At 39.9% G+C, this 15,929-nt stretch carries 11 protein-coding genes; 4 read left to right on the top strand and 7 right to left on the bottom strand.

Annotated elements, in window-relative coordinates; all coding sequences use genetic code 11:
• Positions 1 to 41: 41 nt before the first annotated feature.
• Both BM107_RS22740 and BM107_RS22735 read right to left on the bottom strand, forming a co-directional pair.
• Positions 42 to 2,552, bottom strand: coding sequence for a beta-L-arabinofuranosidase domain-containing protein (locus tag BM107_RS22740; RefSeq protein ID WP_090987654.1), 2,511 nt, complete (start codon positions 2,550 to 2,552; stop codon positions 42 to 44).
• Between the two features lie 172 nt (positions 2,553 to 2,724).
• The gene (locus BM107_RS22735; protein ID WP_090987652.1) at positions 2,725 to 4,707 is read right to left on the bottom strand and encodes a sialate O-acetylesterase; all 1,983 of its coding nucleotides are present in this window, start codon (positions 4,705 to 4,707) and stop codon (positions 2,725 to 2,727) included.
• A gap of 220 nt (positions 4,708 to 4,927) precedes the next feature.
• On the opposite strand from BM107_RS22735, the gene BM107_RS22730 reads away from it, so the two are divergent.
• Positions 4,928 to 5,260 (top strand): RNA recognition motif domain-containing protein, encoded by a 333-nt coding sequence (locus BM107_RS22730; protein WP_090987650.1) that lies wholly within the window; start codon positions 4,928 to 4,930, stop codon positions 5,258 to 5,260.
• 230 nt (positions 5,261 to 5,490) lie between these two features.
• Here BM107_RS22730 and BM107_RS22725 read toward each other — a convergent pair whose 3' ends face one another.
• The 3 genes from BM107_RS22725 to BM107_RS22715 are packed head-to-tail and all read right to left on the bottom strand — an operon-like array spanning position 5,491 to position 9,432.
• Positions 5,491 to 7,167 (bottom strand): sodium/sugar symporter, encoded by a 1,677-nt coding sequence (locus BM107_RS22725; protein ID WP_090987648.1) that lies wholly within the window; start codon positions 7,165 to 7,167, stop codon positions 5,491 to 5,493.
• A gap of 40 nt (positions 7,168 to 7,207) precedes the next feature.
• Positions 7,208 to 8,359 (bottom strand): galactokinase, encoded by a 1,152-nt coding sequence (locus tag BM107_RS22720; protein WP_090987647.1) that lies wholly within the window; start codon positions 8,357 to 8,359, stop codon positions 7,208 to 7,210.
• An 11-nt stretch (positions 8,360 to 8,370) separates the two neighbouring features.
• A complete protein-coding gene (locus BM107_RS22715; protein WP_090987645.1) occupies positions 8,371 to 9,432 on the bottom strand; it encodes a UDP-glucose--hexose-1-phosphate uridylyltransferase in 1,062 nt (353 codons plus the stop codon).
• A 159-nt stretch (positions 9,433 to 9,591) separates the two neighbouring features.
• Between BM107_RS22715 and BM107_RS22710 the strand changes: the two genes are divergently transcribed.
• Positions 9,592 to 10,290, top strand: a complete 699-nt coding sequence (locus BM107_RS22710; RefSeq protein WP_090987643.1) for an NUDIX hydrolase — start codon at positions 9,592 to 9,594, stop codon at positions 10,288 to 10,290.
• 90 nt (positions 10,291 to 10,380) lie between these two features.
• Complete coding sequence (locus BM107_RS22705) at positions 10,381 to 12,192, top strand: glycoside hydrolase family 15 protein (RefSeq protein WP_090987641.1); 1,812 nt, start codon at positions 10,381 to 10,383, stop codon at positions 12,190 to 12,192.
• A gap of 1 nt (position 12,193) precedes the next feature.
• Here the strand turns inward: BM107_RS22705 and BM107_RS22700 are convergent, their stop codons facing one another.
• Positions 12,194 to 12,964: an SDR family NAD(P)-dependent oxidoreductase gene (locus BM107_RS22700; protein WP_090987639.1), complete on the bottom strand. Its 771-nt coding sequence runs from the start codon at positions 12,962 to 12,964 to the stop codon at positions 12,194 to 12,196.
• Between the two features lie 179 nt (positions 12,965 to 13,143).
• Here BM107_RS22700 and BM107_RS22695 point away from each other — a divergent pair, with 179 nt between their 5' ends.
• Positions 13,144 to 13,674: an OmpA family protein gene (locus BM107_RS22695; RefSeq protein ID WP_090987637.1), complete on the top strand. Its 531-nt coding sequence runs from the start codon at positions 13,144 to 13,146 to the stop codon at positions 13,672 to 13,674.
• 352 nt (positions 13,675 to 14,026) lie between these two features.
• Here the strand turns inward: BM107_RS22695 and BM107_RS22690 are convergent, their stop codons facing one another.
• Positions 14,027 to 15,862: a glycoside hydrolase family 35 protein gene (locus tag BM107_RS22690; RefSeq protein WP_090987636.1), complete on the bottom strand. Its 1,836-nt coding sequence runs from the start codon at positions 15,860 to 15,862 to the stop codon at positions 14,027 to 14,029.
• Positions 15,863 to 15,929 lie beyond the last annotated feature (67 nt).

Raw genomic sequence — 15,929 nt, 5'->3', positions numbered from 1 at the left:
AAATTTCTTGCCGTAATGTTTTAAGTGATCATGAACTGACGTTAAATGATGTTAATTTTTACCGAATCAAAGCTTGCCAATGCCTTATATGTTCTTAATCCTATACTTCCTGACTGATATTGGCTGTCTGATGCCGAAAGTACAGGCCTGGCAGATCCATCTACAAAAACATCGAATTTAGAACCATTAGCTACTATCCTCAAAATATACACTTTATTCGTCTCAACAGAGTATTTTTTTGAACCTATTACGGTCCATTTTTGCCCGTCGGCTTTTCCGAACACTATGGTTCCATTAACCTGATCTAAACCTACATAATAGCCCTGGTAAGCATCCGGACCAATGGCAGGTTTAGCCACCCTGAACATTAACCCGGCATCGCCTTTGGTATCAATCTTAACTTCTGCCTGGTAAATAAAATTCCTGAAGTCTGTATCATTGGCTACGTATTTAGACCCGTTTATACCAAAACCGCCAGAACCAGGATTGGAAGAAACGTTCATTTTACCATCTTTCCAAAACCAGCCACCGCCATAAAAAACCCAATTGCTGGCCATCCCCTGATCAAAATTCTCAACTAAGGTTCTATTTATCATTTTAGGTTGACCGATTACGGGAAAACAACTTAAACGGATATTTTCAGAACCGTAAGGCACCAATACAATTTCCTCAGGCTTTTCTACAGACGCAATCGGACTATAGGGCACATCAAAAGCAGCAACCTTATTGTAATCTAAGCCCCATGAGGGAATCTTTTTAGCCAAAACCTTTATTTTAAGCGATGCATAGGCTGCTATAAAAGGATTTTCCGGCATTTTTGACCTGAACAAACTCGCCTGGTTTAGACTATATTTATCAATCATTAAGCCATAATTCCATGCCGATTGTGGATGGATTTCGTAATCGGTAAAGCCTGCAACAGCGTGCGTTTTTGTCACCCTGTTTTCGGCCTTAATTTCCAAGGCATAAACAATCGGGCCACGCTCCACACTTACAGAATTATTGACCTGTTTGCTGGTAATGATTTCCATTGGAAAGTTAAGTTCCAATTGATCTTTATCTTCCCATTTCCGTTTTATGGTAAACATTTCTCCGGCCTTTACTCCCCCTAAAATAACACCGTTTAACTTAATGCTAGGCTTAACACTCCAGGCCGGAATTCTTAAAATCAAGGGAAAAAACACAGGGTCGACAAGCCCTACTTTTAGTCTGATCTGCTCTTCAAAGGGATAATTGGTTTCTTCTGTAATTTTTATCTTTTGGTTTCCGGCAACCATCGTTTCTATCTCCATAGGGCCATAGGTACTGAATGCCAAACCTTTCTCTGGTGTGGCCACAACACTATTTTTAATATAATATGGCCATCCCATGTGCATGTTATAGCGACAGCAACCAAAGCCCGAGTATGGGCTGGAAACAATTCCGGAGGCATAATCCTGATTAAAGCCGTGCTCACCATATATACTCTGTACCTGGTTGGGTAAGGTGTAATAAGAATGGTTTTTAAAATCACGGCTAAACTGAGCAGGTAAAGCATTAAAAGCAACTTTTTCCAGCTGATCGCCAACTTTCACCTCGTGAACAACCCTGGCAGCCGTTTCTAAACTCTGCATCCATTCTACTACCGTACAGGTTTCTACCCCTTCTATGCTACTGTTTCCCGCAAGAAATTCTGTTCCAGAACCTAAACCTTCTGGCTGTCCATGGTCGTGCATAATGTGGCTGATGCCCTTCGTAAATGCCTGAAGGTTACCCGGAGAATCTTGAAGCTGGGCGTAAACTACGGGAAATTTTAAAGCCTGCGCCACATTAACCATATGTTTTGGCTGAAAATCGTCACCAAAAAAGTAAAATCCGTTGTTGGTGTAAATATCGATCCACGGATAGGCCTGTTGTTTTAACTTTTCTACAAGCTTTAACAAATAATTTTCGCCGGTTTTATTGTAAAGCCAAATGGCAATTTCCATGTTATCACCTGCTCTTGCTTTAGCCCACTCACTTAAAGGATTGGCATCGAGGTGATCCAGTTCATATTGAAAGTACTTTGAAAGGAAAGGAATAACCCTTTTATCATTGGTGGCCTCATAATAACTTTGCAATGCATACATCATTGGCATACGTGGCCACCAGTCTTTCATTTTAGGAGGACCAAATAATCCATTAGCCTGCTGGTTATTCAATGTCCAATCGATATACTTTTGCGCTTTCGCTTTTAGCATGGGATCATCTAAAGTATAGGCCAGCGCAACCAGGCCTTTAACGTAATAAGGTACGCGCTCCCAGCTGCTACCCTCCCCGCCTAACCAATCGGTATTTTTGCCCAGATTGTCTTTTTCCGGATACAGCTCTTCGGCCATGCCTGTTGCCCCATCCCTTTGTTGCTCCAGCTGCTTTAACAACCAACCCTTCGCCTTGATACTGCCTAAGGGCAATTGCACATAAACCTGCTGTTTTAATGGTGCCTTATTAAATTCAGTTAAGCTTTGTGCCTTTGTGTATTTAATTGATAAACCGGCCAGCAGTACACATAACGGGAATATTATTTTAGTCATAAAAGGTATATTGGGTTAGAAATTTATAAGGTAAAACTAACAAATCTGCATAACTAATAAAACGATTTAGTATAAAAGATAAGGAACCGCATATCGCAGGTAATCCGATAAATTAACCCCGACAACTTATATGAGATAAATTGTTGGGGTTATTTAAAAACGCTTTTTTAATCTATTTTTTGCCAAAGGTAATCCCAGGCCAGGTATCTGTTCTAAATGGCGATGCGGGTAAACCATCATTACTCACCAGGTTACATACGGGATTGTTTCCCCATGCATAACGAACGGCAACGGGATTCGCTACCTCATCGCTACTGACGATAATCTGGTTCCCTTTAATACTTGCTTTGGCCCAGTAAAATTTCTGATCTGCGCCAGCAATTGCAAAACCAGTTGGCGCTGCTCCATCTGCTGTTTTTAATCCATTTTGGCTATTGCCAAACGATAATATGATCTGTTTTCCTTCAATTTTATTTGACTGGTAAATAGGCCCAGAATAATTTATTTTTTGTCCATATGTTTTAGCCAGGGCAATTAAAGCCAGCCTCCTGCCTACCTCCTGTTTATTTTTAGGGTGGATATCTTTTGCATCGCCGATATCAATAATCGTGGCCATGCCTGTATTTTGCAAAGCCAGTGTTTTTTGCTGCGCCTCCCTTAACTCGGCCCATGCAGAAGCTGTTGGCTTTTGATCAATCTGCATATAATTGGCCAGCTGGACAAAATAGAAAGGAAAATCGCCCTGTCCCCATTTCTGTCTCCAATCTTTAATCATCCTCGGAAATAACGTGCGGTATTGGTAAGCTCTATCGGCGTTTGATTCGCCCTGATACCAGATTGCTCCTTTGATGGAAAATTGCAGGTAAGGATGGATCATGGCGTTATACAAAACAGTTGGTCGGTTAGGACCATTCTCTTCATATGGCTTCGGTTCAATATTTTTAAAGTTCAAACCTATTTTATATTTCCATTCGCCGGCCAACGAAATCTTCTCCGTTCCATTTGTTAAATTTAAATCCTTGGCATTACCATATAATCCGCCACCGCCGCCACTATCAAAAACCCTCACTGTAATGATGTTTTCACCAGCTTTGAGCAAATCAGCAGGTATAACATAAGTTCTTTCAACGTTATATCCTGCAGTTTCGCCAATTTTCACACCGTTAATAAAGGTAACATCATTATCATCAACCGTGCCCAAATTAAGTTTTGCTCCTTTTGTTTTCCAGTTTTCGGGGATGGTAACCTTTTTCGTAAACCATACTACTCCATCGAAATCTTTAAGTGCGGCATCTTCCCATAAGGTTGGCAACGTCATGTTTTTCCAGCTATCACTCTCTGGTAATGCCCATTTCATCGTCCCATTTTGATTACCTGAATCTTTATCACTAGTAATTTTTACCCATTTCAACAATTTATCTTCGTAAGAAGTTGACGATGTGTTTTTAGCCATTTTCTGTATCTGATCAACTGCTGCAGAAAAATCTGACATCTTTTTTAGCGATTCAGCACTCGTCCAGGCCTCTGCCACTGTTCCTCCCCATGAAGTATGGATCAGGCCGATGGGAATTTTAGTTTTTTGATACACTTCGCGGGCGAAAAAGTATGCGGTAGAAGAAAATCCGGCAATATATTTGGGGCTACATTCCTGCCAGCCGCCAAAAGCCACTTTAGCATCGTTAAGCGGAAAATTACTGGTAACATGTTCTGCCTGCAGTAAACGGATGTTGGGATAGTTTGCTGCTGCAATTTCTTTTTCGCTATTGAGGATTTTGCCCCAACCTGCCAGCGGCATTTCCATGTTCGATTGCCCGGAGCAGATCCACACGTCACCAATTAATACATTATTGAGTACCAATAACTCGCCGTCTGATATGGTGATGGTATACGGACCACCATAACCTGGTGTTGCTACTTTAAGTTTCCAATTTCCATTGGAATCGGCAATAGCGCCATAATTAGTTTTGTTCCATGAAACCATTACTTTAACGGCTTTACCTGCATCTGCTTTGCCCCAAATTGCGGCATTTGTTTTCTGCTGTAAAACCATATTATCACTAAAAACTGAAGGCAATGATATTTTTGCTTGTGTAAATGGTGATATGAAAAGTAGTGATGAAATGAGAATTAGGATGCTTAGCTTGCGGGTGCTCATATTTTGAACTGTTTTTTGGTCATTAGAAAGCTAATGTACGTTTTATCTAAGTTAACATCAATATTTTTAGTCACTCTTCACCAAAAAGTTATCATAAAATTGGGCAATTTTGGTAAAATTTAGTTTGGGTAAGCGCATCATTTTACCTATTTTGCAAGCCTAAAAGAACAATGTAGCTTTTAATAGTAAAGCCTTAAGTGTTCCCTAAAATAAAATATTAATGGTTAAGATTTTCATAGGTGGCCTTCCTGACAATATCCAAGAAATGGATTTGGCAATTTGGGTTAGCCTTCATGGTAGGGTTGAAACAATTAAAGTAGTTCGTGACAGGGCTACGGGAAAATGTAAGGGCTATGCATTTCTGGAAATTTACAGTCTTCCTGACGCCAAAAATATCGTATCTACCTTAAATGGAGAAACTTTTAAAGGTAATGTAATTACAGTTAAAATATCTGAGGATGAAAGTGGTGCTAAAACACCAAAGCCAAAAACAAACTCAAACCCACACCCAAACCCCAATTTTAAGAGTAAAAGACCCAGGTTACAACGTTAATGATCTCGTTGTTTATTTTATATCTATTCCAATAAAACTTCAAAAGCTTTTTTAAACAGGAAGCTAAAATATAACGATCAAATCATTAGCTTCAACCGGGCAGACTTAGAGGAAAGATCCTGATCAATTTAGCAGGAGATTTACCAGAACAAGATGTCCTGATAAGTGGATAACCTTGACAATCTTAAGGCATTATGCACATTAAAATTGTCAAGGTCAATAACTAATTGCTACCAGTATACGCTATACAGCGCAACCAATAGCCCGATAATGATTAAAGCACCAACCGCAAAACCTCGGCTTGTTTTAAACATTTTAGCATCAATGGCCAATCCTTTAGCTTCGGCCTTAGCTTTATTGCTTACCAAACTAATGATCACCATACCGATGATACAAAATACAAATACAAAGCCCATCCGGTCTAAAAACGGAATTTCGTATACACCATCTGCGTTTTTGACAGAAAAACCCATTCCAGCTAACCAGGACAAATCAGTTACTATTGGTAAGAATTTAAGTAAAACTGATAAACCGAAACCGCCTATTGTAGCAAATAATGCGGCTGCTGATGTAGTCCTTTTCCAAAAGAAACCTAAAATAAACATGGCAAAAATACCCGGAGATACAAACCCGGTATATTCCTGGATATATTCAAAACCACCTTTCTTATCTATTCCCAAATGAGGCGCAATCAATACACCGAGAATCATGGCTACGATGATAGAAATCTTGCCTGTTGTAACTAAATTTTTCTCAGAGGCATCTGTTTTTAATACTTTTTTGTAGATATCTAAAGTAAAAATGGTGGCAATACTATTTGCTTTTCCTGCCAATGAGGCTACAACCGCAGCGGTTAGCGCAGCAAAAGAAAGTCCTTTTAATCCCGCAGGTAACAAGTTCAGCAATACCGGATAAGCACGATCAGGAACAACGGAACCACCTTGAATCATTTCAGATTGGAACACGCCGTCTTTATATAGCACATAGGCGGCTATACCAGGCAATACCACAATGATAGGCATAAGCAATTTTAAGAAAGCAGCAAAAAGAAGGCCGCCGCGGGCAGTTTCTAAATTGGCACCCAATGCACGCTGTGTGATGTACTGGTTGCAGCCCCAATAATTCAGGTTTACGATCCACATACCGCCAATCAATACACTCAACCCTGGCAAGTTGATGTAATTTTCGTTATCCGGCTTAAAAATCATGTGAAAATGCTCAGAAGCCTTAGTCGTCATTAAGCTATAACCTTCAAATACGCCGCTTGTACCATAATGTGTGGAAACCAGGTTCAATGCCAGATACGTTGTTGCCAAACCACCTAAAATCAGGAAAAACACCTGAATTACATCCGTGTAACCGATTACTTTCATCCCACCGAGGGTAATGATGATAGCAAAAACGGCAATGGCATACATACAGAACCTCAGGTCGAAACCAGAAATACTGCTTACGGCCAGGGCACCCAGGTAGAGAATAGAGGTTAAGTTTACCACCACATACAGCAATAACCAGAAAACAGCCATAATCATCGCAACGGTACCATTATAACGTTGGTGCAAAAACTGCGGCATGGTGGCTATTTTATTTTTCAAATAAACCGGTATAAAAAATACAGCCACAACCACCAAGGTTAGCGCACCCATCCATTCATAGGTGGCAATGGCCAATCCCATTTTAAAACCTGAGCCACTCATCCCGATAAACTGCTCTGCAGAAATGTTCGATGCAATTAAGGAAGCGCCAATTGCCCACCAGGTTAAAGAACCTTCAGCAAGAAAATAATCTTTAGAACCGGTAGATTCTGACTTTTTCTTGTTGTAGATATAAAGCCCGTAAGCAGCCACAATAACGAAGTAAATTGCAAAGACAATGTAATCCTTCGTATCTAATAAATTGTTTTTCATTGATTTATTGGGTTAATATCCCAGTTAGGTTATTTAGTTTTTAATTGAATAAACTAGTTCCATTATCGGTTTGAACGATATAAGCATCCAGCTTGAGGCCGAATTGTAATAAATATTTAGAAGATAGTTCTTCGATCAAATCTGCTATTTTCTCTTCTTTAACGATATTAATGGTACAACCACCAAAGCCACCGCCCATCATTCTGGCACCTAACACTTCATCCAGCGGTTTAACCTCCTCCACTAAAAAATCCAATTCCTTGCAGCTTACTTCATAATCTTTGCTTAAACCTTCGTGAGTTTCGAACATAAGATTTCCCAAACCGTGCAGATTGCCATTTACAAGTTGCTCAGCCGCGGTAAGTAAACGCCCGATTTCTTTAACTACAAAACTGCATTTTGTAAACACTTCTTCATCTTTTGGCTTAACATGTGCTTCCAGCATTTCAAGCGTTACGTCCCGTAACGTATTTACGTTAGGGTAATGCTCTTTTATCCAGGCTACACCTTGCTCGCATTGTGCCCTTCTTTTGTTGTAGGCTGAATCGGTAAGCGCATGTTTTACATTGGTATTTAAAAGTAAAAGTTTATAACCATCTAACTTCAGCGGAATGTAGCTGTGCTGCATTGACCGGCAATCGAGCATGATGGCCTGATCTTTCTGGCCAAATACAGAGGCAAATTGATCCATAATACCACAGTTAACACCAGCAAAAGTCTGTTCGGCTTTTTGTGCAACCAAAGCGATATCCAGTTTTGGAACCTCAAGCGAAAAAAGCTGATCGAGCGCAAAACCTGTTGCACACTCCACAGCTGCTGATGACGATAAGCCTGCACCCAACGGTACATCACCATCAATATAAAAATTAAAACCTCCTAAAGCATACCCTCTTTCTTTTAGCTGATCGGCTACACCTAAAATATAGTTTGCCCAGCTATTTTCTGATTTCTGTAAATTCTTTATGGATGATATATCAAACTGCTGGTAACTTTCTGAAAATAAATGAATTTCGTCATCCTCTCGTTTCGATATGGCAACATAGATAGCCTTATCAATAGCAGCAGGCATTACGAAACCGCCATTATAATCGGTATGTTCGCCAATAATGTTAATCCTTCCCGGCGAGCGAACTAAAATGGGTTCGGCATTGAAAAGTCTTTTAAATGTACTTCTTAAATCTTGTGCATTCATTTATTAAAATTTTAATCTTCAGCCTTGCTGGTTTTATAGTGTATAGTAGACATTTCTTTAAGCCGGTTTGCTGCAAACTCTGGCGTAATATCGCGCTGAGGGTTGGCAAGCATCTCATAACCTACCATAAATTTTTTAACCGATGCTGAGCGCAACAAAGGTGGATAAAAATGCATATGCCAATGCCATTCCGGATAATCTCCAAGATTTACAGGCGCCTGGTGCATACCTGCCGAGTAAGGGAAAGAAGTTTCGAAAAGGTTATCGTATTTCGTTGTAAGGATTTTGATGGCCTCGGCTAACGATTTCTTTTCTGCAGCAGAGAAAAGCTTAATGCTTCCTACATGCCTTTTGCTGATGATCATAGTTTCATAAGGCCATACTGCCCAGAAAGGCACCAATACTGCAAAATGATCGTTCTCAAATATGATGCGTTCGTTTTTCTTTTGCTCCAGTTTTAAATAATCAGCAAGTAAACTTCTTCTATGGATGGCATAATAAGTTTTCTGACGATCGGTTTCCTTGGCAATTTCCATTGGCACATCACCCAGCGACCAGATCTGACCATGGGGATGTGGATTACTACAGCCCATTATTTCACCCTTATTCTCAAAAATCTGAATGTATTTAATCCACTCGTTGCCAGCCAGGCTGTTAAACTCCTGCTGCCAAACATTAACTACAGCGGTTATGGCTTCTACACTCATCTCGGGAAGAGTTAGATTATGCTTAGGGCTAAAGCTGATTACCCTGCACAGCCCGCGTTGGTTGTTGGCTACCAACAAATCGTCTTCGTTCATCTCTCCGGCTGGTGTATCTTCCAGCAGAGCGGCAAAATCATTGTTAAAAACAAAGCTATCTGTATAGGATGGGTTGCTATCTCCGTCTGCCCTTCCGTTTCCAGGGCATAAATAACATTTTGGATCATATTCCGGGCGGTTATCTGGGGTAATGTCTTCAACTTTACCTTGCCATGGCCTTTTAGTGCGATGCGGTGATACCAGAACCCACTCACCGGTTAATATGTTGAGCCGGGTATGCGGATTATTGTCAAGTTCGAATGTTTGGTTCATTTTATATTTTCAACTGGTTAGAAAAAAGAAGGCCACATGGCCTTCTTATCCAAGGCGCCAAATTATAAAATTATTATTAATTGTCAAAAAGACAATTAATAATAATTTTTATTTTCGTAAAAATTTGAACATATTAAGCCCTTTAAACCTTAATAAAAAATGATTGAATATTCCAGGCAGCCGCATTATCTTGTAGCTGTTGATTGCATCGTGTTTGGATTTGATGGCGAACACCTTAAGATTTTGTTGGTAAAACGTGGCCTAGAACCCGAGATCAACAAGTGGAGTTTGATGGGTGGTTTCGTGGGGCCTAGTGAAAGCCCGGATGATGCAGCAAACCGGGTACTTAAAAAAATGACAGGTTTAGAAGGTGTTTACCTGGAGCAGATGCAGATTTACGGGGAACCTCATCGTGACCCGATTGAAAGAACACTTTCTGTCGGCTATTTTGCCCTTATTGACATCCACAAATATGAGGCGCAATTAAACGACGATTATGAGGCCGAATGGTTTTTGATCAACGATAGGCCCAAACTTATTTTCGACCATGACAAAATGGTTGCTGATGCCCGTAAAAAATTAAGGTACAAAGCGGCCCTACACCCTATACTGTTCGAAATGCTGCCTAAAAAATTTACCATTCCACAGCTACACATCCTTTTTGAAGAAGTAAATGATACTAAAATAGATACGAGGAATTTCAGCCGGAAAATTACTTCTACGGGATTATTGATCAAGCTGGCAGAGAAAGATAGAACGGGTTCCAAAAAAGGCGCATTCTATTTCAAGTTAGATAAGAAAAAATATGCCGCCAATGCACAGGCCTTCTTAAGCCTGGTACCAAACTTAAAGGTGTAGCTTATTTTTGCATTTTGTAACACCTATTATCAGGGCGATAAAACAAAAACCAACCCTTATTCCTTTGCTTAGGTAAATTATACCTTAAATATGGCAAAGCACAGAAAACGACCTTTCCAGCCAATAGAAAACTATGGCGTTATCGGCAACCTTAAAACTATAGCGCTAGTTTCGCTAAATGGCTCAATAGATTTTTTGTGCGCACCAAAATTCGATTCTCCCACCGTTTTTGCCTCAATGCTCGATTCGGAAAAAGGAGGTTATTTCTCGGTTGAACCACAGCTTGAAAATTTTACCAGCAAACAACTTTATTTACCGGGAACAGCAGTGCTGCTTACCCGTTTTTTCGCTGAACAAGGCATCGCAGAGCTTAGCGATTACATGCCGGTATCGAAGGAAACTGATTTTCCCAGCGCTATTGTACGGCAGATCAAATCCATCAGGGGCAATATAACGTTTAAGGTTTTCTGTGTACCGGCTTTTGGCTACATGAAGAGTGAGCATACGGTTTGGCATGAAAATGACGAACTGGTATTTTTTTCCGAAACTGAAAAAATAACCTTAAAACTAAAAGCGGATGTGCCGTTACACATCAAAAAAGGTACTGGCTATGCTGAATTTACCCTAAAGGAATCGAAAACGGCGCACATCATTATGGAAATTATTCAGGATGATAAAGTTGCCGCTGATTTAGCCCATTATAAAGCACATGGTTATCGCAAAACTGTAGATTACTGGCGTGAATGGATCAGTCAAACCACCTATCAAGGCCGTTATGATGAAATTATAAAAAGATCGGCAATTACACTAAAGTTGCTTACATCGGCAGAATTTGGTTCGGTAGTGGCCGCGCCTACTTTTGGACTGCCCGAAACGATTGGTGGAAACCGTAACTGGGATTACCGTTTTACCTGGATCAGGGATGCCGCTTTTACCATGTATGCATTTTTAAGGCTGGGCTTTTTTGATGAAGCTACTGCATTTATAGACTGGATATTTAACCTTTGTCAGAAGATAGACCTGCAACTGGTATATCAGATTGATGGCAATACGAAAATAAAAGAAATAGAAGCCGATCAGTTTGAAGGTTACCGCTCGTCGAAGCCCGTACGCATTGGCAATGAAGCAGCCAGTCAGTTACAGATTGATATTTATGGAGAACTGATTGATACGGTTTACATTTACAATAAATCACATAAACCAATTACCTACGAATTCTGGAAATTGATCGAAAAACAGGTTCAGTGTGTAATCAAGCAATGGAAAAAACCTGATCACGGCATCTGGGAAATCAGAAATGAGAAAAAGGAGTTCCTTCACACACGTTTAATGTGCTGGGTAGCGATGGATAGGGCAATTAAAATTGCCGAAAACCGATCGTTTCCTTACCCCGAGCAGGAATGGCACGGTATCCGCAGCGAAATTTACAAAGATATTTATCATAATTTCTGGAATGAAAAGTTAGGGGCATGGGTTCAGTATAAAGGCGCTACCCACGTAGATGCCAGTGCCTTATTGATGCCGTTAACACATTTCATTTCACCGTTGGAACCCCGCTGGCTTTCGACCATGAAAGCAATTGATAAAGAATTACTGCTGGATGTGTTGGTTTACCGATATAAAAATGGCATGACTAAAATAGACGGACTACAGGGCGAAGAGGGCACTTTTAACATGTGTTCTTTCTGGTTTATTGAAGCATTGGCCAAAAGTGGAGAACTGGAACGTGCAGTTGAAAATTTTGAAAAGATGATCGGTTATTCCAACCATCTTTTCCTCTTTAGCGAAGAATTGGGGCAAAAAGGCGAACACCTGGGTAATTTTCCACAGGCCTTTACGCACCTGGCTTTAATCAGCGCAGCTGTAGAGCTTAATAAACAACTGAGCCGCAAAACGGGTTAGCCTATTGCTCTTCGTAATGATAGGTCAATCCACCATCGACATAATAAGTTGATCCGGTTACGTAAGCGGCATCATCAGAAGCAAGGAAAGCAACTACGGCTGCCACCTCCTCTGGTTTACCCATTCGTTTTAATGGAATATTTTGAAGCACTTTTTCAAGTTGTTCCTTATTATCTAATAAATCCCGGTTAATTGGTGTTGCCACCGCGCCGGGCGCCACATTATTGATCCTGATGTTAAACTGTGCTAATTCTGAAGCGAGATTTCTGGTGAGCATCATTAAACCACCTTTACTGGCACAATAGGCAGCAAAATTTGGAAATGCGATTTCTTCGTGTACAGAACTCATGTTGATTACCGTTCCTGGTAATTTGTTTTTTCTACAATAGTTTACAAATGACTGGATGCCAAAAAAAACACCTTTTAAATTTGTATTCATGATCAGATCATAATCCTCTTCTGTAACCTCCCAAAAACAGGCATTTTTTTCTACGCCCGCGTTATTGACCAAAATATCTAAATGGCCAAATACTTCTACAGCATCGTTGATCAACTTGATGGCTGCATTTGCTTTACTTAAATCTGCTTCTAAAAAAGTTACCCTTCTGCCTAAATCCTTTATATCTGCAATAAGCTTCTCACCCCTTTCATCAAACTTATGTCCGTTCAATATAATATCACAGCCATCTTTGGCCAATCTTAAGGCACATGCAGCGCCAATTCCCTGGCTGCTTCCGGTAATCAAAGCGATTTTGTTTTTAAAACGGTCCATAATAACAGGTTATAATAGATAAAGGAATTTGCGATAAATATGTTTGCGTAAAATGGAAGTAAATTAATATGATTAACAGATGAAATATAAGCTCTTTGGAAAAACATCGTTATAGCTATAATCATTTATTAGTATGTTTGGGCAACAAACACACAATAAACATAAATTAATCTTAAAACATGAACATTACCAAAAACCTTTTATTTACCACGCTTTTGGCGTTGTTTACGCTTACTATGTATTCTTGTAAAACAAAGAAACTGGCTGCAAAGCCTGTTCCGAAACCCGTTGAAAAAGCAGCGCCACCAGTGGAAGCAGAAAAACCAGCGCCTGCTCCCGAGAAAGAAGAAACTCCGGAACCGGTTGAAAAACCAAATTTTAACTTAGATAACATTCAATTCGAGTTTAACTCATTCGTACTTAAAACATCATCATTCCCTATTTTAGATAAAGCGGTTACAGAGATGAAAAAATCGCCGGATACGAAATTTATCCTCAATGGCTATTCATCTGCCGAAGGTACGCCCGAACATAACATGCAACTTTCTGTAGACCGTGCAAATGCCGTAAAATCGTACTTTATAAATGCTGGTTTAAATGGAAATAACTTTACTGTTGTTGGCCATGGAGAAAAAAATCCCATCAGCAGCAATAACAGCGAAGAAGGCAGGATTCTGAACAGAAGAACTGAAATAAAGGTTCAGAAATAGTTATTAAACATCAAATAGAAAAGGGCCGTGATTAAGTTTCCATGGCCCTTTTCTATTTACAGGCAGTCATTTCATGAACTTTTTTCTGATTACTGCCCGTAGAGTTAAGCATGAGTCTATGGATTTCCTAGCTAATAAGTTATATTAATTAGATAATCAAAGCGGGTAAGAGACTCTTTTCCATTCTTTAATCCGTAGTGCCCTTCGTAACACTACGGACAGGAAAACCACGTAATAAAGACCCTGAAACGAGTTCAGGGTGGCGACGATAGCATGGTCCGGAGATCTTTTTCTATTCATTAATCTGTGCTTGCTTTTCGATAGACTACGGAATAATGAATTTTATAGGTGCTTAATCCAGATTAATTTTTTTAAGCGTGTTTAAAATCGGCTGATCAATCGCCTTTAAAGTATTTTGATCTGGTTTAAGCAGTTCGAGAACAGAGATCTCATTTTTGCCTTTTTTCAACCATTCCTGTGGGACATAAAGTGTTTGTTGCGGACCAATTGCCCAGTACTTTCCTAAGTTGTGGCCGTTAACCCAAACCACTCCTTTGCCCCAATCGGTCATATCTAAATAAGTATCGGCTACCGTTGAAATCTGAAAAGATCCTTTTTGTAATGTTGGACCATATCCGTTTGCTTTTGATTGACGGCTTGCAGCTACCCGATCGTTGCTAAAAGGAAAACCATACATAGCCCAACCTTTAATCTCAGTACCATCGAAAGTTACCTGCTCTGTAATTCCTTTTTTATTTTCAAGCAGATATTTCCCGAAATTTATACGCCCCATATTCTCCACAAAAATATCAAGTTGTACCTCTCCCGCTGGAAGATCTAACGATAAGGTATTCTGATTTAGCCTGCGGTCTAAAATACCCACTCTTTTTTGATTAATAAAAACGAGTGCATAATCTCGCAACTGTTTAAGCTGCAACTCACCTTTTCTACCTCCTTTAATGGTAGTACGATACAACACATAACCATAATCCTGACTCAGATCTTCGAAAGCTAAAGGGGTATTATTTTTTACAGCTTTAGGCAGCGCGTTAAATAACGCTACTTTAGTCGCCAATTTAAAAGGTGCAATGGCCATGCTAGGTTTTGCAGTTGGAATCGGAGGTAAACTTTGTCCTGCGGGAAGGTGTTTCTCGATCACACTTCTAAACGCCTTAAATTTTTCGGTTACATTTCCCGCTTCATTTAAAGGTGCATCGTAATCATAACTGCTGATTTGTGGCTCATAAGGTGAGGTATCTTTATAATTGGCACCATTCATAAAATCCCGGGTGGTACCTCCGTGAAACATATACATATTGATCGAAATACCTGCTGCTAAAACAGAATCTAACTTTTGGGTATATTGTTCAGCCGGAACGGTATGATGAGGAGTTCCCCACCAATCGAACCATGCAGGATACCATTCAGCAATAAAATACGGACCTTTGCCACCGTGATTTTCATTTACCAGCTGTCTGATTTTCGACGGATTATCAATTCCGTTCAGTGCAGGCAGTAATCCATCTAAATGTCCATCCTTTACATCTGCAGCAGGATCGCAGGTATAAAGTAAGCCATCAAAGCCTGCTTCTATAAACATTTTCCGGTTGATATCTAAATAGTTTTTATCGGCAGCATAAGAACCATATTCATTCTCTACCTGTACCATGATGATGTTACCGCCGTGGTTAATTTGCAATGGTGCCAATTGTTTACCTACTTCAATAATATACTTTTTATATTCATCAAGATATTGTTTTTCAGTACTTCTTACCACAAGACCTTTTTCAGTTTGCAACCAATATGGATAACCGCCAAACTCCCATTCTGCACATACGTAAGGACTTGGTCTTAAAATAACCCATAAACCTTCCTGTTGCGCAATTTTCACAAATTCTGCAATATTGTTATTGCCTGTAAAATCGAACTTGCCTTTTTGTGGTTCGTGCAAATTCCAGAAAACATAGGTTCCAATGGTATTTAAGCCCATGGCTTTGGCCATTTTCATACGTGCCCGCCATGCTTCTTTCGGCACACGAGGGTAGTGCATCTCACCAGATATTATCTGAAAAGGTTTTCCATCCAATAAAAACTCTTTTTCTCCCAGCTTAAACGTATGTTTAGCTTGCTGCGCAAAAGCCGATAAGGAGCAACATAGCGCCACCAGCCATAGTAATTTTGCTTTCATTTTTTTGTTAAAGTTTGTTTAGAGATGACCGGAATTTTAGGCAAAAAAGTCCTATTTTACACATTTC

The sequence above is a fragment of the Pedobacter suwonensis genome, assembly GCF_900111825.1.
GTDB classification, from domain to species: domain Bacteria; phylum Bacteroidota; class Bacteroidia; order Sphingobacteriales; family Sphingobacteriaceae; genus Pedobacter; species Pedobacter suwonensis.
Note: the sequence above shows the minus strand (reverse complement) of the source record. Positions and strands in the feature narration are given on the sequence as shown.

Coding starts and splice junctions, on each gene's coding strand:
- BM107_RS22740 (WP_090987654.1), bottom strand. CDS start 2,552: ATGACTAAAATAATATTCCCGTTATGTGTACTGCTGGCCGGTTTATCA.
- BM107_RS22735 (WP_090987652.1), bottom strand. CDS start 4,707: ATGAGCACCCGCAAGCTAAGCATCCTAATTCTCATTTCATCACTACTT.
- BM107_RS22730 (WP_090987650.1), top strand. CDS start 4,928: ATGGTTAAGATTTTCATAGGTGGCCTTCCTGACAATATCCAAGAAATG.
- BM107_RS22725 (WP_090987648.1), bottom strand. CDS start 7,167: ATGAAAAACAATTTATTAGATACGAAGGATTACATTGTCTTTGCAATT.
- BM107_RS22720 (WP_090987647.1), bottom strand. CDS start 8,359: ATGAATGCACAAGATTTAAGAAGTACATTTAAAAGACTTTTCAATGCC.
- BM107_RS22715 (WP_090987645.1), bottom strand. CDS start 9,432: ATGAACCAAACATTCGAACTTGACAATAATCCGCATACCCGGCTCAAC.
- BM107_RS22710 (WP_090987643.1), top strand. CDS start 9,592: ATGATTGAATATTCCAGGCAGCCGCATTATCTTGTAGCTGTTGATTGC.
- BM107_RS22705 (WP_090987641.1), top strand. CDS start 10,381: ATGGCAAAGCACAGAAAACGACCTTTCCAGCCAATAGAAAACTATGGC.
- BM107_RS22700 (WP_090987639.1), bottom strand. CDS start 12,964: ATGGACCGTTTTAAAAACAAAATCGCTTTGATTACCGGAAGCAGCCAG.
- BM107_RS22695 (WP_090987637.1), top strand. CDS start 13,144: ATGAACATTACCAAAAACCTTTTATTTACCACGCTTTTGGCGTTGTTT.
- BM107_RS22690 (WP_090987636.1), bottom strand. CDS start 15,862: ATGAAAGCAAAATTACTATGGCTGGTGGCGCTATGTTGCTCCTTATCG.